This window comes from Micromonospora sp. CNZ297 (assembly GCF_007827625.1).
Genome location: NZ_VISU01000015.1, coordinates 89840 through 113415 on the forward strand (window position 1 = coordinate 89840; position 23576 = coordinate 113415).

General features: G+C 73.7%; 19 protein-coding genes. 13 read left to right on the plus strand and 6 right to left on the minus strand.

Annotation, left to right across the window (positions count from 1 at the left end; genetic code table 11):
* Positions 1-105: 105 nt before the first annotated feature.
* The 4 genes from eccCa (at position 106) to FB454_RS23705 (ending at position 7037) form a co-directional block, all read left to right on the plus strand.
* A complete protein-coding gene (gene eccCa / locus FB454_RS23690; protein ID WP_071097519.1) occupies positions 106-4044 on the plus strand; it encodes a type VII secretion protein EccCa in 3939 nt (1312 codons plus the stop codon).
* An 88-nt stretch (positions 4045-4132) separates the two neighbouring features.
* Entirely contained in the window at positions 4133-5446 is a 1314-nt protein-coding gene (mycP, locus tag FB454_RS23695) for a type VII secretion-associated serine protease mycosin (protein ID WP_186461645.1), read from the plus strand.
* A gap of 40 nt (positions 5447-5486) precedes the next feature.
* Entirely contained in the window at positions 5487-6281 is a 795-nt protein-coding gene (locus FB454_RS23700; protein ID WP_071097515.1) for a phosphatase PAP2 family protein, read from the plus strand.
* Between the two features lie 30 nt (positions 6282-6311).
* Positions 6312-7037 (plus strand): phosphatase PAP2 family protein, encoded by a 726-nt coding sequence (locus FB454_RS23705; protein WP_145823500.1) that lies wholly within the window; start codon positions 6312-6314, stop codon positions 7035-7037.
* A 15-nt stretch (positions 7038-7052) separates the two neighbouring features.
* Here the strand turns inward: FB454_RS23705 and FB454_RS23710 are convergent, their stop codons facing one another.
* The 6 genes from FB454_RS23710 to FB454_RS23735 form a co-directional block, all read right to left on the minus strand.
* Complete coding sequence (locus tag FB454_RS23710; protein WP_013289000.1) at positions 7053-8231, minus strand: MarP family serine protease; 1179 nt, start codon at positions 8229-8231, stop codon at positions 7053-7055.
* A 76-nt stretch (positions 8232-8307) separates the two neighbouring features.
* Entirely contained in the window at positions 8308-9000 is a 693-nt protein-coding gene (locus FB454_RS23715; protein WP_013474985.1) for an NUDIX hydrolase, read from the minus strand.
* Complete coding sequence (locus tag FB454_RS23720) at positions 8997-9626, minus strand: TlpA family protein disulfide reductase (RefSeq protein WP_047892074.1); 630 nt, start codon at positions 9624-9626, stop codon at positions 8997-8999. Before FB454_RS23720 ends, FB454_RS23715 begins: the two co-directional genes overlap by 4 nt.
* Positions 9626-10405: an endonuclease III gene (nth, locus tag FB454_RS23725; protein WP_013289003.1), complete on the minus strand. Its 780-nt coding sequence runs from the start codon at positions 10403-10405 to the stop codon at positions 9626-9628. The genes FB454_RS23720 and nth overlap by 1 nt, the downstream gene beginning before the upstream one ends.
* Before the next feature lie 59 nt (positions 10406-10464).
* Complete coding sequence (locus tag FB454_RS23730; RefSeq protein ID WP_486481536.1) at positions 10465-11685, minus strand: CapA family protein; 1221 nt, start codon at positions 11683-11685, stop codon at positions 10465-10467.
* 106 nt (positions 11686-11791) lie between these two features.
* The gene (locus FB454_RS23735) at positions 11792-12517 is read right to left on the minus strand and encodes an adenosylcobinamide amidohydrolase (RefSeq protein WP_145753605.1); all 726 of its coding nucleotides are present in this window, start codon (positions 12515-12517) and stop codon (positions 11792-11794) included.
* A gap of 219 nt (positions 12518-12736) precedes the next feature.
* Here FB454_RS23735 and FB454_RS23740 point away from each other — a divergent pair, with 219 nt between their 5' ends.
* The 9 genes from FB454_RS23740 (at position 12737) to FB454_RS23780 (ending at position 23576) form a co-directional block, all read left to right on the plus strand.
* Entirely contained in the window at positions 12737-13414 is a 678-nt protein-coding gene (locus tag FB454_RS23740) for a Crp/Fnr family transcriptional regulator (protein WP_007466162.1), read from the plus strand.
* A gap of 215 nt (positions 13415-13629) precedes the next feature.
* Complete coding sequence (locus FB454_RS23745) at positions 13630-14373, plus strand: metallophosphoesterase family protein (RefSeq protein ID WP_145753603.1); 744 nt, start codon at positions 13630-13632, stop codon at positions 14371-14373.
* Between the two features lie 106 nt (positions 14374-14479).
* Positions 14480-15091, plus strand: a complete 612-nt coding sequence (locus FB454_RS23750) for a TetR/AcrR family transcriptional regulator (protein WP_013289007.1) — start codon at positions 14480-14482, stop codon at positions 15089-15091.
* A 33-nt stretch (positions 15092-15124) separates the two neighbouring features.
* Entirely contained in the window at positions 15125-15919 is a 795-nt protein-coding gene (locus FB454_RS23755) for a TIGR03084 family metal-binding protein (RefSeq protein WP_145753601.1), read from the plus strand.
* Entirely contained in the window at positions 15916-17592 is a 1677-nt protein-coding gene (locus FB454_RS23760) for an acyclic terpene utilization AtuA family protein (RefSeq protein WP_145823501.1), read from the plus strand. The genes FB454_RS23755 and FB454_RS23760 overlap by 4 nt, the downstream gene beginning before the upstream one ends.
* Entirely contained in the window at positions 17589-18728 is a 1140-nt protein-coding gene (locus tag FB454_RS23765; protein WP_013289010.1) for an acyl-CoA dehydrogenase family protein, read from the plus strand. The genes FB454_RS23760 and FB454_RS23765 overlap by 4 nt, the downstream gene beginning before the upstream one ends.
* On the plus strand, positions 18725-20332 hold the full coding sequence (locus FB454_RS23770; RefSeq protein ID WP_071097504.1) for an acyl-CoA carboxylase subunit beta: 1608 nt from the start codon (positions 18725-18727) through the stop codon (positions 20330-20332). The genes FB454_RS23765 and FB454_RS23770 overlap by 4 nt, the downstream gene beginning before the upstream one ends.
* A gap of 68 nt (positions 20333-20400) precedes the next feature.
* Positions 20401-22416 carry an ATP-binding protein gene (locus FB454_RS23775; protein ID WP_145823502.1) on the plus strand — a complete coding sequence of 672 codons (2016 nt, stop codon included), beginning with the start codon at positions 20401-20403 and terminating at the stop codon, positions 22414-22416.
* Positions 22413-23576, plus strand: a complete 1164-nt coding sequence (locus FB454_RS23780) for an acyl-CoA dehydrogenase family protein (RefSeq protein WP_013289013.1) — start codon at positions 22413-22415, stop codon at positions 23574-23576. Before FB454_RS23775 ends, FB454_RS23780 begins: the two co-directional genes overlap by 4 nt.

The following is a 23576-nucleotide window of genomic DNA, read 5'->3' on the forward strand; positions in this document are numbered from 1 at the left end:
CGAGGCATCTCCATATCGAGCGGAGGGAGTGGGCTGACGGACGAGAGGACTTTACCTACGATGAGCCAGGTTCGGGTTACCCAGAGCCACTTCCGGGGAGGGTGAGTGTCCACTGTCGTCATCAAGCGGCCGCCACGCCGCCCGGCACCGGAGATCCCGGTCGGTGAGCTGCCCGTCGAGGCGCCGCCGGAGATCCCCGCCGCGACCGGTGGGCGCTGGCAGCAGGCGCTGATGGTGCTGCCGATGCTCGGCGGGACGGTGGCCATGGCGATGATGTTCGGCCGCGGCGGCGGGGCCTACTCGTACGTGGTGGGCGGCATGTTCGGCCTCTCCTCGCTGGCGATGCTGGTCACCACCTGGGGCAGCGCCGGGCCGAAGAAGTCCGAGCTGATGGCCGCCCGCCGGGAGTACCTGCGCCACCTCGCCACGCTCCGGCGCCGGGTCCGGGAGACCGCCGGCGCCCAGCGGGCCGGGCTGTCCTACCGCCATCCGGAACCGGGGCGGCTCTGGTCGACAGTCGACAGTCACCGGGTGTGGGAGCGCCGGCCGGGCGACCCGGACTTCGCCGTGGTCCGGGTCGGTGTGGGCCCGCAGACGCTCGCCACCCCGCTGGTCCCGCCGATCACCCGCCCGCTGGAGGAGCTGGAGCCGATGACGGCCGGGGCGCTGCGGCGCTTCCTGGACGCGTACTCGGTGGTGCCGGACCTGCCGGTGGCGCTGTCGCTGCGCAGTTTCGCCCGGGTCTTCGTGCGCGGCCCGGCCGGCCCGGTACGCGGCGCCGGCTCGCCCGCCGCGCAGGCGCTGGCCCGGGCGGTGCTCACCCAGCTCGCCGTCTTCCACGCGCCGGACGAGCTGCTGATCGCGGTCTGCGCCGGGCCGGAACGCCGGACCGCCTGGGAGTGGGTGAAGTGGCTGCCGCACGCCCACCATCCGGCGCGCACCGACGCGCTGGGCCCGGTGCGGCTGGTCACCAGCTCCGCCGCCGACCTGGAACGGCTGCTCGACGACGTGCTCGGCGCCCGGTCCCGGTTCAGCCCGCACGGCACCGCCACCGACGGGCCGCACGTCGTGGTGGTGCTCGACGGCGGTGACCTGACCGGCGCGACCGACCTGGCCGGTGACGGCGGCATCGACGCGGTCACAGTGCTCGACCTGGACACTCCGCCGCCCCGGCTGCTCGACCGGTACGCGCTCCTGCTCGACCTGGTCGACGGCCGGCTGCACTCGCACTCCGCGGAGGGGCACGCCGAAGTGGGCGCCGCCGACGCGCTGGCGCCCGCCGACGCCGAGGCGGTGGCCCGGCGGCTCGCGCCGCTGCGGCTGGCCGGCACGGTACGCGGACCGGACGCGCCGCCCGGCGCCGAGCTGGGTCTGCCCGAGCTGCTGGGTCTCGGCGACCCGGAGAGCTTCACCGCCGAGCAGGGCTGGGCGCCCCGAGCCGCGCGGGACCGGCTGCGGGTGCCGATCGGCGTGGGCGCCGACGGCGGGGCGATCGACCTCGACCTGAAGGAGTCGGCGCAGGACGGCATGGGCCCGCACGGCCTGCTGATCGGCGCGACCGGCTCGGGCAAGTCGGAGCTGCTGCGCACGCTCGTGCTCGGGCTGGCCGCCACGCACAGCTCGGAACAGCTCAACTTCGTCCTCGTCGACTTCAAGGGCGGCGCCACGTTCGCGCCGTTCGAGCGGCTGCCGCACACCGCCGCCGTGATCACCAACCTGGCCGACGCGCTGCCGCTGGTGGACCGGATGGTGGACGCGATCAACGGGGAGCTGATGCGCCGGCAGGAGCTGCTGCGCCGGGCCGGCAACTTCGCGAGCGTGCGCGACTACGAGCGGGCCCGGGCGGCCGGTTCGCCGCTGGCCCCGCTGCCGTCGCTGCTGCTGATCTGCGACGAGTTCTCCGAGCTGCTGTCCGCCAAGCCCGACTTCATCGACCTGTTCGTGCAGATCGGCCGGCTGGGCCGGTCGCTCGGGGTGCACCTGCTGCTTGCGAGCCAGCGGCTGGAGGAGGGGCGGCTGCGCGGGCTGGACACGCACCTGTCGTACCGGATCGGGTTGCGGACGTTCTCGGCGCTGGAGTCCCGGACGGTGCTGGGCGTGCCGGACGCGCACGAGCTGCCGCGCAGCCCGGGGCACGGTTACCTGCGCTCGGGCACCGATCCGCTGGTCCGGTTCAAGGCCGCGTACGTCTCCGGCGCGGTCCGCCGCCGCGGCGGCGGGGCGGGCGCGTCCGGCGCCGGTGAGGCGCGTGTGCTCGCGTTCTCCACCCACCTGGTCCCGGTGCCCGAGCCGCCCGCGCCCGTCGCCCCGCCCGCCGAGGACGACAGCGGCGAGACGCTGCTGGACCTGCTCGTGGACCGGCTGACCGGGCAGGGCCCACCGGCGCATCAGGTGTGGCTGCCACCGCTGGACGCCTCGCCCGCCCTGGACGAGCTGCTCGGCCCGGTCGGCACCGACCCGGTACGCGGGCTCACGGTGGCGAATCCGGAGCTGCACGGGGCGCTCCAGGTGCCGGTGGCGGTGGTGGACAAGCCGTTCGAGCAGCGGCGTGACCTGCTCTGGCTGGCGCTGGACGGCGCGGCCGGGCACGTCGCTGTGGTCGGCACCACCCGCAGCGGCCGGTCCAGCCTGCTGCGCACCCTGGTCTGCGCGCTCGCGCTCACCCACACCCCGGCCGAGGTGCAGGTCTACTGCCTCGACTTCGGCAGCGGGACGCTGGGCACGCTGCGCGACCTGCCGCACGTGGGCGGTGTCAGCGGGCGGACCGACGGCACCGCGGTGCGCCGTACCGTCGGCGAGGTCGCCGGCCTGCTGGCCGAGCGGGAGCGGCGTTTCGCCGAGGCCGGTGTGGAGTCGATGGCCGCATGGCGACGGCGGCGGGCGGCGGGCGCGCCGGACCCGTTCGGGGACGTGTTCCTTGTGGTGGACGGCTGGAACACGCTGCGCGGCGAGTACGAGGATCTGGAACCGCTGGTCACCGAACTCGCCACCCGGGGCCTGGCGTACGGGGTGCACGTGGTGGCGAGCGCGCTGCGCTGGTCGGACTTCCGCCCGGCGATCCGTGACCTGTTCGGCTCCCGGCTGGAGTTGCGGCTCGGCGACCCGGCCGACTCGGTGGTGGTCAAGCGCGCGCTGGCGGCAACCGTGCCGGAGGAGCGTCCGGGACGCGGCATCACGGCGGGAGGACTGCACTTCCTCACCGCCGAACCCCGCGTCGAGGCACTGGGCGCGGAGACCGCCGACATGGTCAAGGCGCTCGCCGGCGCGTGGACCGGTCCGCCGGCGCCCCTGGTGCGGCTGCTTCCGCCGGTGCTGCCGTACGCCGAGCTGGACCAGAGCGCGACGAGCGGGCTGGCGTTCCCGATCGGCGTGGCCGAGGCGGACCTGTCCCAGGTGGTGCTGGACTTCGCCACCGAGCCGAACTTCCTGGTCTTCGGCGACGCCGAGTGCGGCAAGTCGTCGTTCCTGCGGGCGCTCGCCACCTCGATCGTCAACCGGTTCACCCCGGAGCAGGCCCGGGTGATGCTCGTGGACTACCGGCGCAGCCTGATGGGCGTGATCGAGACGCCGCACCTGATCGGGTACGGGACCGCGGCGCCGCACACCGCCGAGCTGATCGAGTCGGCCGCCGGCTATCTCCAGGGGCGGCAGCCGGGGCCGGAGGTGACCCCGGCGCAGCTGCGCAGCCGGTCGTGGTGGCAGGGACCGGAACTGTTCGTGCTCGTCGACGACTACGACCTGGTGGCAGGCGGGCCGACGAACCCGTTGCGGGCGTTGGAGGAGCATCTGCCACACGCGCGGGACGTCGGGCTGCACCTGGTGCTGGCGCGGCGTACCGGCGGTGCCGGGCGGACCGCGTACGAGCCGATCGTGCAGCGGCTGCGCGAGCTGTCCACGGCCGGGCTGGTGATGTCGGGTGGCCCGGAGGAGGGCGCGCTCGTCGGTCAGGTCAAGGCCGGGCCGCTGCCCCCGGGGCGGGCGCGTCTGGTCACGCGCCGGGAGGGGGTGCGCCTGGTGCAGTTGGCGCATCTCCCGCCCGGGTGATCCGCCTCGCGGAGTTGCCCCGTGACGGTCGGGACAACCGGTAATCTCCGTGCAGCATGTGTCTGACGCGACCGAACGGCTGGGGAATGTGACAGGGGATCGGCAGGGACCGCCCGGTGGGCCGCCCCGGCGTCGCGCCGGACGCGCGCTGCTCGCCGCCGTGTCGGCGCTGGCCACCGTCGCCGGTCCGCTGGCGCCGCCGGCCCACGCCGCGCCCGCCGCCCCGGCCACAGTGGCGCGTCCCTGGGTGTCCCCCGACCGCCTGCTGCGCACCGATCAGGTACGCGACGAGCAGTGGCAGCTGGAGGAGTTGCGGGCGAAGACCGCGTGGCGCACCTCGACCGGGCGCGGCGTGGTGGTCGCGGTGATCGACTCCGGTGTGGACGGCACCCACCCCGACCTGGCGGGCCAGGTGCTGCCCGGCCTCGATCTGGTTACGCCGGACGGCTCGGACGGCCCGGACCCGGTGGGGCACGGCACCACGGTGGCCGGGCTTATCGCCGGGCGGGCCGACGACGACCGGGGCGTGCTGGGGCTCGCGCCGGACGCCAAGATCCTTCCGGTCCGGGTCCTCGACGCCGAGAACCGCTACGACGACGCGCTGATCATCGCCAAGGCGGTGCGCTGGGCGGTCGACAACGGCGCCCAGGTGGTCAACCTGTCGCTCGGCGGCGGCAGCGACAACCCGGCCCTGGCCGCGGCGCTCGACTACGCGTTCGCCCGGGACGTGGTGGTGGTGGCCTGCACCGGCAATCTGGCCACCTCGACGACCACCGAGGTCTGGTACCCGGCCCGGGAACCGGGTGTGCTCGCGGTCGCCGGGCTGGAGCGGACCAGCGAGAACCTCTGGTCCGGCTCGATCACGGGTCACGAGACGGTGCTCAGCGCCCCGGCCACCGGGCTCTACGGCGCCCGGCCGGAGGGCTACTGGCGGGTGCAGGGTACGAGCTTCGCCGCGCCGCTCGTCGCCGCGACGGCTGCCCTGGTCCGCGCGCGGTATCCGAAGATGTCAGCCGGGGACGTGGTGAACCGGCTGATCACCACCGCCCGGGATCTCGGCCCGACCGGCCGGGACGACCGGTTCGGCTACGGCCTTGTCGATCCGGTGGCCGCGCTCACCGCCGACGTCCCGGCGGTGGGCCACAACCCGCTCGACGACAACGGCTCCCCCGGCGTGGTGGGCTTCGGGCCGGCGCCCGGCGACACGCGGGACACCCGGGCCGCTGCGGCGGGCCGGGGCGGTGACCCGCTGGGACGTTCCTCGGAGGGCTGGAACGCCCGGCCGGCGGGCCAGACGGACGCCTCCGCCCCGGAACGGCTCTGGACCGGCCTGGCCCTGTTCGTCGCACTCGTCACCGGCACCGCGTTGATGGTTCGCCGGTTCCGGCAGACCCGTCGCTGAACCGGTCTGATCCCGCCCTCGGATGGGTAGGGAGAGCCCCATGGACACCACCGGGGCCACTGTCACGCGGCAGCGGTCGTGGCGGAGCCGCCGCCTCGACCCCGAGCACTCGCTGGGCCTGCGGCTCACCCTGGCCGCGGTCGCGGCGTTCCTGGTGCTGGTGCCGTTCGCCCTGATCGCGCTGCTGGTGCTCGGCGCGTGGCCGCCTCTGCTGCGGCTGGACGCCTCGATCGCCGACGCGTTCCACGGGTACGCGCAGGACCATTCCGCCTGGGTCGGTGTGATGACGGTCTGGACGCACGTGTTCGGGCCCGGGCCGCTGCGGGTGGCCGCGGTCGTGGTGGTGGTCTGGCTGGTCCGGCGCGGCGCGCCCCGGCTCGCGATCTGGGTGGTCGTCACAATGGTCGCCGGCGGGCTGCTCGGCGCGCTGCTCAAGCTGCTCGTCGGCCGGGACCGGCCGGATCTGCTCGACCCGGTGGCCCGGGCCGCCGGTTACTCGTTTCCGTCCGGTCACGCGCTCAACGCCACGCTGGCGGCGGGTGTGCTGCTGCTGGTGTTCCTACCGTTCGTGCGGGACAGCCGCCGGGGCCGGGTCGCGCTGTGGACCGCCGCCGTGCTGGTCGCAGTGGTGACCGGGCTCAGCCGGATCGCGCTGGGCGTCCACTGGACCAGCGACGTGGTGGGCGGCTGGGTGCTCGGGGCGGCGGTGGTGGCCGCGACAGCGGCCGGCTTCGCCACCTGGCGCAGCGGATCCGGGCAGCCGTCCGCCCGTCCGCTCCGTGAGGGGGTCGAGCCGGAGCTGGCCGACCAGCGGCCGGAGGGCGGCCGGGCGTAGCCGGACCCGCGCCGGGGTACAGGCGTGCCCATGTCCGATGTCGTGATCCGAGTCACCCGGCGTGTCCTGCTGCCGCTGGCCCTGCTCTTCGCGCTGATGGTGGGCCTGGGCCTGCTGGTGACCCGGGTGCTGGCCCGTACCTGGCCGTTCACCGTGGAGGACACGGTCAACCGTGAGCTGGCCGGCGACCGGACGCCGGGGTGGAACGACGTCTCGCTGGTGTTCAGCACGCTGGCCAGCACCCAGATGATCGTCGTGGTGACGGTGCTGGCGGCGCTGGTGCTGCGGCTGGTGCTGCACCGCTGGCGGGAGCCGCTGTTCCTGTGCGCGGCGGTGACCGCGCAGGCGCTGATCTTCCTGTTCACCACCATGGCCATCGACCGGAACCGCCCGGCCGTCGCGCACATGGACGCCTCCCCGCCCACGTCCAGCTTCCCGTCCGGGCACACCTCGGCGGCCACGGCGCTCTACGTCGGTCTCGCGGTGCTGCTGGCGCTGCGGGCGCGCAGCACCCCGGCCAAGGTCGGCTGGTGGACGCTGCTGGTGCTGGTGCCGATCGGCGTGGCGCTCACCCGGATGTACCGGGGCATGCACCACCCGAGCGACGTGGTCGCCTCGTTCCTCAACGGCGGCGCGTGCGTGGCGATCATGGCGCGGGCGGTACTCGACCGCACGCTCACCTGGGGCCGCGCCCGGCTGCCGCTGTCCCGCTCGGGCCACGAGGCGACACCGGCGGGAGCACCGGCGGGTGGCTGAGCGCCGCCGGCCGGCTCAGGTGCAGTCGCCGGTCGCCACTCCCCGGGTACGCTCCGCGCCCGCGAGCGCCACCGGTCGCGCCTCGGCGGCGGTCACCGCGAAACCGGTGTTCGGGTCGTCCGCCGCCGCCGCGAAGATCACGCCGAGCACCAGACCGTTCGAGGAGACCAGCGGGCCGCCGGAGTTGCCGCTGCGCACCAGCGCCCGGATCGTGTAGATCTCCCGGTTGACGTCACCGGCCGAGTAGATGTCCGGGCCGGTGATCCGGTCGACGTCCCGGATCCGGGCCGGGCGGGCGTCGTACGGGCCGTCGAGCGGGAAGCCGAGCACGATCGCGTCAGCGCCGGTGGCGGCCGGGCCGGCGGCGAAGCGCAGCGACGGCCCGGGCAGCCCCGGTACGTAGAGCACCGCCAGGTCCCGGTCCGGGTCGTAGACGACGACCTCGCCGTCGTACCGCTCGCCGCGCAGTTCCACAGCCACCGAGCGGGTGCCGGCCACCACGTGCGCGTTGGTCATCACCCGGTCGTCGGCGTACACGAAACCGGAGCCCTCGATGCGGCGCGAGCAGCTCGGCGCGGAGCCGAGCACCTTCACCACCGACCGCCTACTGTTCTGCACCACCTGGGAGTTGGCGAGCGCCGGGTCGGGCGGTGCCACCTGCCGGGCCCGGGTCGGCGCGAGGTCGCCGAACACGTCCGGGAAGCCGTTGGTGTCGACCGTGTCGCGCAGCGCTGTGGACAGGTCCTGCGCCTTGTCCGGCAGCACCTGGTCGACGACGGTGAGCAGCGCGCTGTTGCGGACCGAGGAGGCCAGCCACGGCACCGAGGAGGAGCCGAGCGGCACGGCGACCAGCCACGCCACGAGCATGACCGCGATGACCGAGATGAACGCGCCGCCGACGTCGTCGATCTTCCGGCCGGCCGGGCCGGTGATGGCGGCCCGCAGGTTCGAGCCGAGCCAGCCCGCCAGCGCCTGCCCCAGCACCGCGAGCCCGAAGATCGCCACCAGGGAGATCAGCACACGTGTGCCGCTCGCCGCGAACTGCTGCGCGATCAGCGGCCCGACCTGGAGGCCGAGCAGCGCTCCGAGGAAGAAGCCGGAGAACGACAGGGCCCCGATGACGAAACCCTGACGGTATCCGCTGATCGCGAACACGAGCATGAGCAGAAGAAGGACGAGATCCACGGCGGACACGCCCCAAGGGTACGGGCACGGGGCCCGTGCTCGGCTCAGCGCTCGCGGAACGTGACCCGGGGATGCGTACGGGTGATCAGCGCACCGGGCTCTCGTCGGCCGCCTCGGTGCCCGCCGACGGAGCGGGTGTGGCGTCGACAGGCGGCAGGTCCACCACACGCGAGTGCGGCCATGGCCGGGACCAGCCGCCCATCTCCAGCAGCCGGTCGATCACGCCTGCGGTGAAGCCCCAGACGAGCATGCCGCGTGCGGAGAAGGCGGGACCGATCCAGCCGCTCGGGTGGCGTACCCGCATGCGGTTGTCCGGGTCGACCAGCTCGGTGACCGGCAGCCGAGCCACGTGCGCGACCTCGGCCGGCTCGCGCGGGTGCACCGGGTGCGGGTCGTGCCACCAGGCGAGCACCGGGGTGACCACGAAGTCGCTGACCGGGATCCAGAGCCGGGGCAGCTCGGCGAGCACTGTGACGCTGCCGGGGTCGAGGCCGACCTCCTCGTTCGCCTCGCGCAGCGCGGTGGCGCGGGCGTCGGCGTCCTCCGGGTCGGCCGCCCCGCCCGGGAAGGCCGGCTGCCCGGCGTGGTTGCGCAGCGTCGCGGCGCGCTGGAGGACGAGCACGTCCGGCCCGGCGCCGGGCTCCTCGCCGAGCAGCACCAGTACGGCGCTCTCCCGGCCGCCGCTGGACGGCGTGACGATGCGGGTGAAGTCCTCCGCCCGCGCGGTGCCGAGCCGGCCCAGCAGCGGGTCGAACCACAGCGGCGGCCGTCGGGTCATACCCGCACCCCGAGGTGACGTTCGAGCAGCGCGGCGAGGCGGGCGTCGTCGAGCGCGCCGGTCGCGTCGGTGTGCCGGATCCGCCCGTCGGCGTCGACGAGCACTGTGAGCGGGAACGCGTTGCGTTCCAGCGCGCGCTGGAACGCGTCGCCCTGGTCGAGCAGCATCGGGAAGTCGACGCCGTAGTCCTCGCCGATGGACTGCGCGCCGCCGCGGCTGTCCCGGCTGTTCACGCCGATCACCTGGAACCGGCCGTCGGCCCGCTCGCTGAGCCGCTGGAACGCGGGCAGCTCCTTGCGGCACGGCGGGCACCAGGACGCCCACACGTTGATCACCGCCGGGCCCTTGACGTCGCGCAGGTTCACCGGCGCGCCGCCGGTGAAGCAGTTGAGCGTCAGGTCGGGGAGCTGGTCACCGGCCTTCCCTGCAAGCGTCGGGGACGCGGCCTTCCCGGCGGACGTCGGGGACGCGGCGGCGGGCGCGACGGTCAGCGGGGCGCAGTCGGCGAACGGCGAGGGGCGCTCGGCCCGGGTGGCGGGCGCGGGACGTTCCGGCTCCTCGGCGGTGGCGGTGCAGCCCGCCGTCGCCAGCAGCAGCGGGACGAGAAGGTACGCGAGCCGGCGCATCACGGCACGTCCGCCGCTGCCGCCTGCTGCGGCACCAGGTCGGGATCGAGGCCGACGGCCACCGCCAGGTCACGGGCGCGGGGGCCCTTGAGCAGCTTGGCCGCGGCGGCCGGCTCGGTCGGCCCGGTGCCGTACGCGGGACACAGCTTCGCCAGCGTGCACGCGCCGCAGGCGGGCTTGCGGGCGTGGCAGACCCGGCGGCCGTGGAAGATGACCCGGTGCGACAGCATCGTCCAGTCGCGCTTGGGGTAGAGCGCGCCGATCGCGTGCTCGATCTTCACCGGATCGGTCTCGGTGGTGAGCTGCCACCGGTGCACCAGCCGCTGGAAGTGGGTGTCGACGGTGATGCCGGGGACGCCGAAGGCGTTGCCGAGGATGACGTTGGCGGTCTTGCGGCCGATCCCCGGCAGGGTCACCAGGTCGTCGAGCCGCCCGGGCACCTCGCCGTCGTACCGCTCGCAGAGCGCCCGCCCGAGGTTGATCAGGGAGCTGGTCTTGTTGCGGTAGAACCCGGTGGGCCGGATCAGCTCCTCCAGCTCGGCGCGGTCCGCCGCGGCGTAGTCGGCGGCGGTGCGGTAGCGGGCGAACAGCTTCGGCGTGACCTCGTTGACCTTCTTGTCGGTGCACTGGGCGGACAGGATCGTCGCCACTGCGAGCTCCAGCGCGTTGGCGTGGTCGAGTTCACAGTGCGCGTCGGGGTGCGTCTCGGTCAGCACGCGGCCGATGCGCCGGGCGCGGCGCGTACGACCGAGGTCGGTCTCGGGGGAGCGCGTGGTCACGTCGGCCAGCCTACGTCGCGGGGCCGACGCTCCGGCGGCTCGGCGCGGCGGGCGTGCGCTCAGCCACCCGCCGGTGCGGTGATCTTGCCGGTCCCGTCGAGCTTCGCGCCGGTGTCCGGGAAGTCGGAACGGTTCAGGTCACGGACCAGTCCGAGGCCGCGGTTCTGCCGGTCCACCGACGGACGGCCCACGCCGTTCATCACGGTGGAGGTGAACGTGCCACCGGCGAACTTCCCCTCGGCGGTGAGCGACACCTTGAGCACGCCGCCCCAGCCGAGCCGGCCGGAGCTGTTCAGCGACTTCCCGCCACCGGCGAAGTTGCCGAGGCTGTACGCGATCAGCCGCCCCTTGTAGAACTCCATCCCGCGCAGCACGTGCGGGCCGTGCCCGATGACCAGGTCGGCGCCGGCGTCGATGACGGTCCGGGAGAAGCGGATCGGGTCGCCGCGGTTCTCGCCGAAGAACATCTCGGTGCCCGGCTTGACCCGGGTCTTGTCCGCCCCCTCGGCGCCCATGTGCACCTGCACCACCACGATCTGGGCCTGCTCCTTGGCCATCTCGATCACCTGCTTGGCGGCGTTCAGGTCGACCAGGCTGTTGGACCAGGGGTACGACGAGAAGCCCACCACGGCGACCTTGATGCCCTTGACGTCCACCACGGTGATCTCGCCCGGCGCGCCGGTGTGCTTGAGCCCGTGCGCCTCCAGCGCCGACTGGGTGTTCTCGTAGCCCTGCCGGCCGTAGTCGTAGCCGTGGTTGTTGGCCTGGTTGAGCAGCTGGAACCCCGCCGAGCGCAGGTGTGCGGCATAGCCGGGCGGCGCGCGGAACTGGTAGCAGTTCTTCGGCTCCGGGCCGCACTTGCCGGCGCCGGTGTCGTCGGTGAGCGGCTCCTCCAGGTTGCCCATCACCAGGTCGCCCTTGAGCGCCGACTTCACGTCGTCGAAGAAGCCCTTGCCGCCGTTCGGGGGCAGCCGGTCCGGCGCGTTGCCCATGATCACGTCACCGGTCGCGGTGAGCGAGATCGACGGCTCCTTCGACGCATCAGGCGCGGCCGGCTGGTCACCGGTGGCCGGCCCGGCCGAGCCGGTCGATCCGCCGCCCTGTCCCGTCTGCCACCTGGGGTCGCCGCCGGACCCGCCGGCGTCGCCGCCGCAGCCGGCGACGAACAGGACGGCGACGAGCGCGGCGAACGCGGCCAGGCGCCGGCCGAGCACCGCGCGGCGCGGTCCGGGAACGGCGGCTGGCGGTCCGGCGACGGCGGCGCGGAGGGTACGGGGCACAGAGCGGGCGGAAGCGTACATCGTCGGCGACGCTACCGTCCCCGGAACGCCGCGACGAGGGCCGATCGGTCGGAAAACCCGGCGTGTCGCGTGTGCCGGGCCCACGTCAGCCCGCCCGCCGGTCGGACCAGGGCACCGCGGTCCCGGCGCCGCCCGAGCGGACGGCGGCGTGCACGGCTCGGGCCAGCGGTGCGCCCCAGGCCGACCGGGGACCGCCGTACGGGGCCGGATCGCCGTCGGCCGGGCAGAGCACCGTCACCGCGTCGGTGGGGGTGCCCGTCGCGGGCAGTCCGAGTTCCCAGATCGCCTGGGCCTTCGCCTCGGTGGCGGTGGCCACGGCGTTGACCAGTGCGGCGTCGCCGAGCCGCACCGGGACGTACACGACGATGTTGACGGTGCCGACGTGCTGCGCGGGCCGGGCCGGCTCGCTCGCGGCCGACGGCGCCGGCTCGGGCACGGCGGACGGCTCGGGTGCGACGGTGGCCGGCTCGGGGGCGGCGGCCCAGACCGGCGTGCCCAGGCCGACAGTCGCCCAGACGCGGACGCCGCCGTCCGTGCGGCGGACCACCTCGCTCACGTCCACGCCGGTCAGCAGCCCGACCCCGGGGCCGTCCAGGTCGAGGCCGTGCGCCAGCTCGGCCAGGTGCGCGGCGGGGTCGTCCCGGTCGTACGACATGGGCACCGTCGCGTTCAGCACCCACCGGCGGACGCCGATCCCCCCGCCCAGCGGCGCGGAGCCGACCGCCAGCAGCGGGGCCTCGGCCCGCCAGGCCAGCATCGGGATGTCCCACCCGGATTCGGACCGGCTGGTCAGGAACGGCTCACACAGCACGCCGGTCACCCTACGATCACAGGTGGGAACGGGTGGCGCCGGCCCGTGCCGGGGGCGGGATCTTAGCCGCTCCCCAGGTCGGGTGGGTTACGCCCAACGATCAAGATTCCAGGGGTGCACCTCTGATTCCTGCTCATGTGCGCCTAGACTGGCGGCGCGCGAGGGATCAGCGGACGGCAGACCCGGCCGACGGACGGCACGCGCAGGCGGAGGTGCGCGATGGACGAGGTACTGGCCCGCAGCGGGATCTTCCAGGGTGTCGACCCGGAGGCTGCCGAGGCGCTCGCCAAGGAGATGGAGACGATCGAGGTCCGCAAGGGCGAGATCGTGTTCAACGAGGGCGAGCCCGGCGACAGTCTCTACATCCTCCTGTCCGGCAAGATCAAGGTGGGTCGCCGCGCGGCGGACGGCCGGCAGAACCTGATCGCCGTGATGGGCCCGTCGGACATGGTCGGTGAGCTGTCGCTCTTCGACCCCGGTCCGCGTACGGCGACCGCCACGGCGGTCACCGACACCCGCCTGGTCCGGCTGCGCAAGCAGGCGCTGCGGCCGTGGCTGAACAACCGGCCCGAGATCGCCGAGCAGCTGCTGCGGGTGCTCGCCCGCCGGCTGCGCCGGACCAACGACTCGCTCGCCGACCTGATCTTCACCGACGTGCCGGGCCGGGTCGCCAAGAACCTGCTCCAGATGGCCGGCCGGTTCGGCACCCGCGACGGCGGCGTGCTGCGCGTGACGCACGACCTCACCCAGGAGGAGATCGCCCAGCTCGTCGGCGCCTCCCGGGAGACCGTCAACAAGGCGCTGGCCGACTTCGCCTCGCGCGGCTGGCTGCGGCTGGACGGCAAGAGCATCATCATCCTCGACCCGGAGCGCCTGGCCCGCCGCGCGCGGGTCTGACCCCTCCGTACCGGCTTCCCGGCCCGGCCCGCCACCGCGCGGAGCCGGGCCGATGCCGTCTTCTGCGCAGGCCGGGCCGATGCCGTCTCTGCCCAAGCCGGGCCGTTGCCGCCTCTGAGCGGGCCGGTGCCGTCAGGGCGCGGGATGGCCGGCGCCGTCTCTGCCCGCCGCAGAATCGCTTGGTGCTCCCGCAACGGGGTCGCCAGGCTGGGACGATGCCTGATCGCGTCGCCGTCCTCTCCGACATCCACGGTGTGCTGCCCGCGCTGGAAGCAGTGCTGGCCGAGCCGGACGTGGCAGCCGCCGACCTGATCGTCCTCACCGGTGACCTGGCGGCCGGTCCGCAGCCGGTCGAGGTGCTGGACCGGCTGGCCGCGCTCGGTGACCGGGCCTGCTGGGTCGGCGGGAACGCCGACCGGGAGCTGGTGCAGGCGCGGGCCGGCAGGTCCTCCCCCATCGCCGTGTCGAACTGGGCCGCCGGGCAGCTCCGCGACGACCAGGTGGCCCGGCTGGCCGCGCTGCCGCCGTACGTCACGCTGCCGGTCACCGGTCTGGGCGACGTGCTGTTCTGCCACGCCACCCCGCGCGACGACGAGGAGGTCGTGCTCGTGGACTCGCGGCTCGCCCGCTGGGCCGAGGTCTTCGCCGGCCTGCCGGCCGAGATCGGCACGGTGGTCTGCGGGCACACGCACATGCCGTTCACCCGGCTGGCCGATCGCCGCCTGGTGGTGAACCCGGGCAGCGTCGGCATGCCGTACGGGGGCGCCGGTGCCTGGTGGGCGCTGCTCGGCCCGGGCGTGCAGTTGCGCCGGACCCGCTTCGACGTGGACGCCGCCTGCGCCCGGGTCGCCGCCGAGTCCACGTTCCCTGATGCGGCGGCCTGGGCCGACGAGTACGTCCGCTCCCGCCACTCCGACGCCGACGCGCTCACGGTCTTCGCTCCGCGCGACGGCCGCTGAGGCGTTAACAAGGGGCCCTTCCTCTACCGCAGGCGTTAACAAGGGCCCCCTCCTTTCAGAAAAAGTCAGGCTTGACTGTTTGTTTTGGGCGGGGCACGCTGTCTGCGTGTCGAGCCGAGTTCCGCAGCAGGAGCGCAGCCGTGCCACCCAGGCCCGGCTGCTGGAGGCGACTGTCGAGTGCCTGGTGGAGCACGGCTGGTCCGGCACCACGACGACAGTGGTGGCAGCCCACGCCGGCGTCTCCCGGGGCGCCCAGCTGCACCACTACCCCACCAAGGCCGCCCTGGTGACCGCCGCCGTCACGCACCTGACCGAGCGCCGGGCGGCCGAGCTGCGCGCCGAGGCGGCGCACCTGCCGGTCGGCCCGAAGCGGCTCGACGGCGTGGTCGACCTGCTCGCCGCCTCGTTCACCGGCCCGCTGTTCGTGGCCGCGCTGGAACTGTGGGTGGCCGCGCGTACCGACGCCGAGCTGCGCGCCGCGCTGGTGCCGCTGGAGGCGCGGATCGGCCGCGAGATGCACCGGCTCACCGTCGAGCTGCTCGGTGTGGACGAGCGCAAGCCGGGCGTACGCGAGTCGGTGCAGGCCACCCTCGACCTGCTCCGCGGCCTCGGCGTGGCCAACCTGCTCAGCGACGACTCGCCCCGCCGCGCCGCCCTGCTGCACACCTGGAAACGCCAGCTCGCCGCGCTGCTCACCCCCGAGAGCGAGCGGCACTGATCCCCTGACGCCCCACCCCCGCCCGGAGGCACAATGGTCGACCTGACAGCCCTGCTCGCGGATCTGGCCGCCGAGTCCGAACAGCTCGACGCGCTCGTCGCGGACCTGCCGCCGGAAGGATGGGAGCGGCCGACACCGGCCCCGGGCTGGACCGTCGCGCACCAGGTCGCGCACCTGGCATGGACCGACCACGTCGCCTACCTGGCGGCCACCGACGAGTCCGCGTTCTTCGCCTCGGTGATGGCCGCACCGGACCCGTCGCGCCTGGTCGAGGACGGTGCCGAGTCCTTCCTGGCGCCGCCGCCCGCGCTGCTGGCCCGGTGGCGTGCCGGCCGGTCGGCGCTCGCCGGGGCGCTCGCCGCCGTCCCGGCCGGACAGAAGATCCCCTGGTACGGCACCAGCATGTCGCCCACGTCGATGGTCACGGCACGGCTGATGGAGACGTGGGCGCACGGCGAGGACGTAGCAGACGCGCTGGGCGTCAGCCGTACCCCGACCGCGCGCCTGCGGCACATCGCGCACCTCGGCTTCCGTACCCTCGGGCACGGTTTCTCGGCCCACGGCCGCGACGTGCCCACGGCGCCGGTGCGGGTCGAGCTGACCGCGCCCGCGGACGGCGAGGTGTGGGAGTTCGGGCCGGCCGACGCGACCGACCGGGTGACCGGCCCGGCGCTCGACTTCTGCCTGCTCGTCACGCAGCGCCGGCACCGCGCGGACCTGGCCCTGACCGCCACCGGGCCGGTGGCCGACGAGTGGCTGGACGTGGCCCAGGCGTTCGCCGGGCCGCCCGGCGGCAAGCGCGAGCCGGCGAACGGAACCTCCTCATGAGCGTGCTGCGGATCGGGAACGCGTCGGGCTTCTACGGCGACCGCTTCGCCGCCTGGCGGGAGATGCTCGACGGCGGCGAGTTGGACGTGCTGACCGGTGACTACCTGGCCGAGCTGACCATGCTCATCCTCGGCCGGGACCGGATGCGCGACCCGTCGCTCGGCTACGCCAAGACGTTCCTGCGTCAGGCGGAGGGCGTGCTCGGCACCGCGCTGGAGCGCGGCGTCACGCTGGTCACCAACGCGGGCGGCCTCAACCCGGCGGGGCTGGCCGACGCGATCCGGTCACTCGGCGACCGGCTCGGCCTCCAGGTCCGGGTCGGGTACGTCGAGGGCGACGCGATCCAGCGGCCGGACGCGCTGACCGCGAACGCGTACCTGGGCGCGTTCGGGATCGCGGCCTGCCTCGACGCGGGCGCGGACGTGGTGGTCACCGGGCGGGTCACCGACGCCTCGCTGGCTGTCGGCCCGGCAATCGCCCGCTTCGGGTGGACCCGCGACGACCTCGACGCGCTGGCCGGCGCGACTGTCGCAGGGCACCTGATCGAGTGCGGCGCGCAGGTCACCGGCGGCAACTTCAGCTTCTTCACCGAGCTGCCGGACGGCGGGCACCGGCCCGGCTTCCCGATCGCTGAACTGCACGCGGACGGCTCGTCGGTGCTCACCAAGCACGCCGGCACCGGCGGCGCGGTGACGGTCGAGACGGTCACCGCCCAGCTGCTGTACGAGGTGGGCGGGCCGGACTACCTCGGGCCGGACGTGGTGACCCGGCTGGACACGGTGCGGCTGGAGCAGGAGGGTCCGGACCGGGTACGCGTCTCCGGGGTGCGCGGCACGCCCCCGCCGGACACGCTCAAGGTGGGCGTCAACAACCTGGGCGGCTTCCGCAACTCGATGACGTTCGTGCTGTGCGGGCTGGACATCCCGGCCAAGGCGGCACTGGTCCGGGGCCAGATCGAGGAGTCGGTCGGCACGGAGGGGCTGGAGTTCACGCTGGCCCGTACCGACCACCCGGACACCGGCGACACCGAGGCGGCGAGCGCGCTGCTGCACGTACACCTGCGGGACGGTGACAAGTCGCGGGCCGGGCGGGCGTTCTCGGCGGCGGCGGTGGAGCTGGCGCTGGCCTCCTACCCGGGCTGCACGCTGACCACGCTGCCCGGTGACGCGACGCCGTACGGGGTGTTCACCGCCGACACGATCGCGCAGGACGCTGTCGAGCACGTCGCGGTGCTGCCCTCCGGCGAGCGGGTGCCGATCGCGCCGCCGACGGTGACGGGCGGTTTGCAGGGGGCCCCTGTACAACACGAGGCGTTAAGAGGGGGCCCTTCCTTGCCCGGCACCCGGCGGAGGCCGCTCGGCGAGCTGGTCGGCGCGCGGTCCGGCGACAAGGGTGGCGACGCCAACCTGGGCGTGTGGGCCCGCACCGACGCGACCTGGCCGTGGCTGCGCGACTGGCTGACGGTGGAGCGGCTGGCCGAGCTGCTGCCGGAGACGGCGTCGCTCACAGTCGAGCGGTACGAGCTGCCGAACCTGCGCGCTGTCAACTTCGTGATCCGGGGACTGCTCGGGCAGGGCGTGGCCGCGTCCACCCGGTTCGACCCCCAGGCCAAGGCGCTCGGCGAGCTGCTGCGCTCGCGAGTGGTCGATCTTCCGACGGAGGCACGCGCATGACCATCGTGGACACGCCGGAACGCCGGCAACTGCGCGAGCTGACCCGTTCGTTCGTGACCCGGGAGGTGCTGCCGCACCTGTCCGACTGGGAGCGGGCGGGCGAGGTACCCCGGTCGCTGCACGAGACCGCAGCCAAGATCGGCCTGCTCGGCATCGGCTTCCCGGAGTCGGTCGGCGGCAGCGGCGGCGACCTGCTCGACTCGATGGTGGTCACCGAGGAGATCATCCGCTCGGGCGGGTCGTCCGGGCTGGTCGCCGCGTTGTTCACGCACGGGATCGCGCTGCCGCACATGGTCGAGACCCAGGACGAAGGGCTGATCGACAAGTACGTGCGGCCCGCGCTCGCCGGGACGATGATCGGCGCGCTGGCGATCACCGAACCGGACGGCGGCTCGGACGTGGCGGGCATCCGCACCTGCGCGGTCCGCGACGGTGACCACTACGTCGTCAACGGGTCCAAGACGTACATCACCAGCGGGGTCCGCGCCGACTTCGTCACCACTGCTGTCTGCACCGAGTTCCCCGGTTCGGGCTCGGTCAGCCTGCTGGTCATCGACAAGGGCACGCCCGGGTTCACGGTGGGGCGGCGGCTGGAGAAGCTGGGCTGGCACTGCTCGGACACCGCCGAGCTGTCCTTCGTCGACGTGCGGGTGCCGGTGACGAACCGGGTCGGCCCGGAGGACACCGGCTTCCTCGCCATCATGCAGCAGTTCGCCAACGAGCGGCTGTCGCTCGCCACCCAGGCCTACGCGACCGCGCAGCGCTGCGTGGACCTGGCCGTGCAGTGGTGCCGGGACCGCCAGACGTTCGGCCGGCCGCTCGTCGGGCGCCAGGTCGTCCGGCACAAGCTGGCCGAGATGCACAGCCGCACCGACGCGGCGCGGGCGTACGTGCACGACGTCGCCGAGCGGGTGGCCGCCGGGCAGCCGGTGGTGACCGAGGTGGCGATGGCGAAGAACGTGGCGGTGGCCACCTGCGACTGGGTGGTCGACGCGGCGCTGCAACTGCACGGCGGCTTCGGCTACATGCGTGACGCCGAGGTGGAGCGGCACTACCGGGACGCCCGTCTGCTCGGCATCGGCGGCGGCACCACCGAGATCATGAACGAGATCATCGCGAAGGGCATGGGCCTATGAGCACGACTGTCCTGCAGAGCACCATCGACCCGTCCGCGCCCGCCTTCACCGCCAACCGGGAGGCGCTGCTGGAACGCCTGGCGGAGCTGGAGGAGGCACTCGACCAGGCCCGGGGCGGTGGCGGCGAGAAGTACGTGACCCGGCACCACGGTCGCGGCAAGCTGCTCCCCCGGGAGCGGATCGAGCTGCTGCTCGACCCGGACAGCCCGTTCCTGGAGTTGTCGTCGGTGGCCGCGTTCGGCACCGACTTCCCGGTCGGCGCCAGCACCGTGACGGGCATCGGCGTGGTCGAGGGCGTCGAGTGCCTGATCGTGGCGAACGACCCGACGGTACGCGGCGGCGCGATCAACCCGTGGTCGCTGGCGAAGACCCGGCGGGCGGGTGAGATCGCTGCGGCCAACCGGCTGCCGATGGTGAACCTGGTCGAGTCGGCCGGCGCGGACCTGCCCACCCAGGCGGAGATCTTCATTCCCGGCGGCCGGGTGTTCCGCGACCTGACCCGGCTGTCCGCGCAGCGGATCCCGACCGTGAGCGTGGTCTTCGGCAACGCCACAGCAGGTGGCGCGTACGTGCCGGGCATGTCGGACTACACCGTCATGATCCGCGACCGTTCGCAGGTCTACCTGGCCGGACCGCCGCTGGTGAAGATGGCCACCGGCGAGGTCACCGACGACGAGTCGCTCGGCGGCGCGGCGATGCACGCCACCACGTCCGGCCTGGCCGACTTCCTCGCCGAGGACGAGCGCGACGGCATCCGGCTGGCCCGGCAGTGCGTCCGCCGGCTCAACTGGCGCAAGCACGGCCCCCCGCCGCGCAACCCCCACCCGCTGCCGCCCCGGTACGACCCGGAGGAGTTGCTCGGCATCGCCAGCGCCGACCTGAAGGTGCCGTTCGACCCGCGCGAGGTACTGGCCCGGGTGCTCGACGACAGCGCGTTCGACGAGTTCAAGCCCGGCTACGGCACCGCGCTCGTGACCGGCTGGGGCGAGCTGCACGGCTACCCGGTCGGTGTGCTCGCGAACGCCCGGGGCGTGCTGTTCAGCCAGGAGGCGCAGAAGGCGGCCCAGTTCATCCAGCTCGCCAACGCGGCGGACACGCCGCTGGTCTTCCTCCAGAACACCACCGGCTACATGGTCGGCACCGAGTACGAGCAGCGCGGCATCATCAAGCACGGCGCCCTGATGATCAACGCGGTGTCGAACTCGAAGGTGCCGCACCTGACGGTCAACCTGGGCGCCTCCTACGGCGCCGGCAACTACGGCATGTGCGGCCGGGCGTACGAGCCCCGGTTCCTGTTCACCTGGCCGAACGCGAAGTCGGCGGTGATGGGTCCGGCGCAGCTCGCCGGTGTGCTGTCCATCGTGGCCCGGCAGGCGGCCGCCGCCCGGGGACGCGAGTACGACGAGGACACCGACGCCGCCATGCGGATGATGGTCGAGCAGCAGATCGAGTCGCAGTCCGGGGCGCTGTTCCTGTCCGGGCGGCTCTACGACGACGGGGTGATCGACCCCCGGGACACCCGTACCGTCCTCGGGCTGTGCCTGTCGGCGATCCACAACGGACCGGTGAAGGGCGCCGACGGTTTCGGCGTCTTCCGGATGTGACCTGTGAGCGCGAGGAACGCAGCGAAGCGGAGTCCCGCAGTCGCGAACGAAAGGCAGGCTCAGCGCGGATGATCAACAAACTTCTGGTTGCGAACCGGGGCGAGATCGCCCGCCGGGTCTTCGCCACCTGCCGCGCCCTCGGCGTGGCCACCGTCGCCGTGCACTCCGACGCGGACGCCGACGCGCCGTTCGTGGCCGACGCCGACCAGGCCGTTCGGCTGCCGGGTAACACGCCGGCCGAGACGTACCTGCGCATCGACGCCATCCTGGACGCGGCCCGGCGCTCCGGCGCTGACGCCGTCCACCCCGGCTACGGCTTCCTGGCCGAGAACGCCGAGTTCGCCGCGGCGGTGACCGACGCGGGCCTGACCTGGGTCGGGCCGTCGGCCAAGGCGATCGCCGCGATGGGCGACAAGATGGCCGCCAAGGCGATGCTCGCCGACGCGGGCGTGCCGATGCTGCCCACCTGGACCGACCCGGCCGAGGTCACCGCCTTCCCGGTGCTGGTCAAGGCCGCCGCCGGTGGCGGCGGCCGGGGCATGCGGATCGTCCGCGACGCGGCCGGGCTGGCCGAGGCCGTCGCTGGCGCTCGCCGCGAGGCGGCGGCGGCGTTCGGCGACGGCACCGTCTTCATCGAGCGGTACGTGGAACGCGGACGCCACGTCGAGGTGCAGATCTTCGGCGACACCCACGGCACCGTCGTGGCCCTCGGGGTACGCGACTGCTCGATCCAGCGCCGCCACCAGAAGATCGTCGAGGAGGCACCGGGTGTGCTGCCCGACGACGTGCGCGCGGAGTTGCACGAGGCGGCGGTGGCGGCCGGGCGGGCTGTCGACTACGTCGGCGCGGGAACCGTGGAGTTCCTGCTCGCGCCGAACGGGCAGGTGCACTTCCTGGAGATGAACACCCGCCTCCAGGTGGAACATCCGGTCACCGAGCTGACCACCGGGCTGGACCTGGTCCGGCTGCAACTGCTCGTCGCCGAGGGCGAGCCGCTGCCGGTCACCACCACGCCACCGGCCGACGGCCACGCCATCGAGGTACGGCTGTGCGCCGAGGACCCGGCTCAGGGCTTCCGCCCGGCCACCGGCACGCTGCACCGGTTCGCGATCCCCGGGGTCGCAGCCGAGTTCGGTCCGGCCCGTGGCCTGCGCCTGGACTCCGGCGTCGTGGACGGCTCGACGGTGAGCGTGCACTACGACTCGATGCTGGCGAAGCTCGTCGCCTGGGCGCCCACCCGCACCGAGGCGGCCCGTGCCCTGGCCGGCGCGCTGGCCCGCGCCGAACTGCACGGCGTGGCCACCAACCGGGACCTGCTGGTCCGTGTGCTGCGCAGCGCGGAGTTCACCGCCGTGGACCTCGACACCGGCTTCCTGGACCGGCACCCGGAGGTGTTCGCGCCACTGCTGCCGGCGGAGCAGCTTCCGGTGGCGGCACTGGCGGCGGCGCTGTCCGGGGCCGCCGAGCGCCGGGCCGCCGCACCGGTGCTGGCCGGGTTGCCGTCGGGCTGGCGCAACGTGCCGTCCTTCCCGCAGGTCACCCGCTTCACCGTCGGCGACGGCGAGGAGATCGAGGTGCGCTACCGGCTCGACCGCACCGGCGGCCTCGCCGAGTGGGGAAGGAAGGGCCCTCTCTTAACGGATCCGGTAGAGGAAGGGTCCTTTGTTAACACCGAGCTGCCGGTGGTCGAGCTGGTGACTGCCACCCCGGGCCGGGTGGTGCTCGACGTGGACGGGGTGCGGCGGGCCTTCCGTGTACACCGGGCGGGGTCGTCGGTCTTCGTGGACGGCCCGGACGGGGCGGCGAGCCTCACCGAACTGCCCCGCCTGCCCCTGCCCACCGCGGAGCTGGCGGCCGGGTCGCTGCTCGCGCCGCTGCCCGGCGCGGTGACCCGGGTACACGTCGAGGTCGGTCAGCGGGTTGCTGCCGGTGACCTGCTGCTGACGCTGGAAGCGATGAAGCTCGAACATCCCGTGCTCGCCCCCGCCGACGGCGTGGTGACGGAGCTGCCGGTGCCGGCCGGCGGCCAGGTCGAGACGGGTGCCGTACTTGCCGTGGTGGACCCCGAGGAGGACCCGCAGTGAACTTCGACCTGACCCCCGAGCAGGACCAGCTCCGCGACGCCGTACGGGCGTTGGGCCGCAAGTACGGCCACTCCTACTTCGTCGAGAAGGCCAGGTCCGGCGAGCACACCACCGAGCTGTGGCACGAGGCCGGGCGGCTGGGCTACCTGGGCGTGAACATCCCCACCGAGTACGGCGGCGGGGGCGGCGGCATCACCGAGCTGGCGCTGGTGTGCGAGGAGCTGGCCGCGACCGGCTGCCCGCTGCTGCTCCTGGTGGTCTCCCCCGCCATCGCCGCCACGATCATCAACAAGCACGGTACGGAGGAGCAGCGCAAGAAGCACCTCCCCGGCCTCGCCGACGGCTCCCAGAAGATCGTCTTCGCGATCACCGAGCCGGACGCCGGATCGAACTTCCACCGCCTCGCCACAGTGGCCCGCCGCGACGGCGACGACTGGCTGCTCAGCGGCCGGAAGATCTACATCTCCGGGGTGGACGAGGCCGGGCACGTCCTCGTGGTCGCTCGTACCGAGGACGCGTCCACCGGGAAGTTGAAGCCGGCGCTGTTCATCGTGCCGACCGACGCGCCCGGCCTGGAGAAGTCCAAGCTGGACATGGAGATCCTGTCGCCGGAGAACCAGTTCCTGCTCTTCCTCGACGACGTCCGGCTCCCCGCCGACGCGCTCGTCGGTGAATCGCTCGACGCCGGGCTGCCCGCCCTGTTCGCCGGGCTCAACCCGGAGCGCATCACTGTTGCCGCGATGGGCGCCGGCACCGGCCGGTACGCGATCGAGAGGGCAAGCGACTACACAGCTACCCGCAAGGTGTGGGGCGGACGCTCGATCGGCTCCCACCAGGGCGTCTCGCACCCGCTGGCGCACGCCGCAGTGCAGGTCGAGCTGGCCCGGCTGATGATCCACAAGGCGGCCACGCTCTACGACGCGGGCCGCGACCTGGAGGCCGGCATCTCCGGCAACATGGCCAAGTACGCGGCCGGCGAGGCCGCCGCGCTCGCCGTCGACACCGCCGTCCAGGCGCTCGGCGGGGCCGGCATGACCACCGAGTACGGCGTGGCGACGCTGCTCGGCGCGGTACGGGCGGGCCGGATCGCCCCGGTCAGCCGGGAGATGATCCTCAACTTCGTCGCCCAGCACGTCCTCGGCCAGGACAAGTCCTACTGA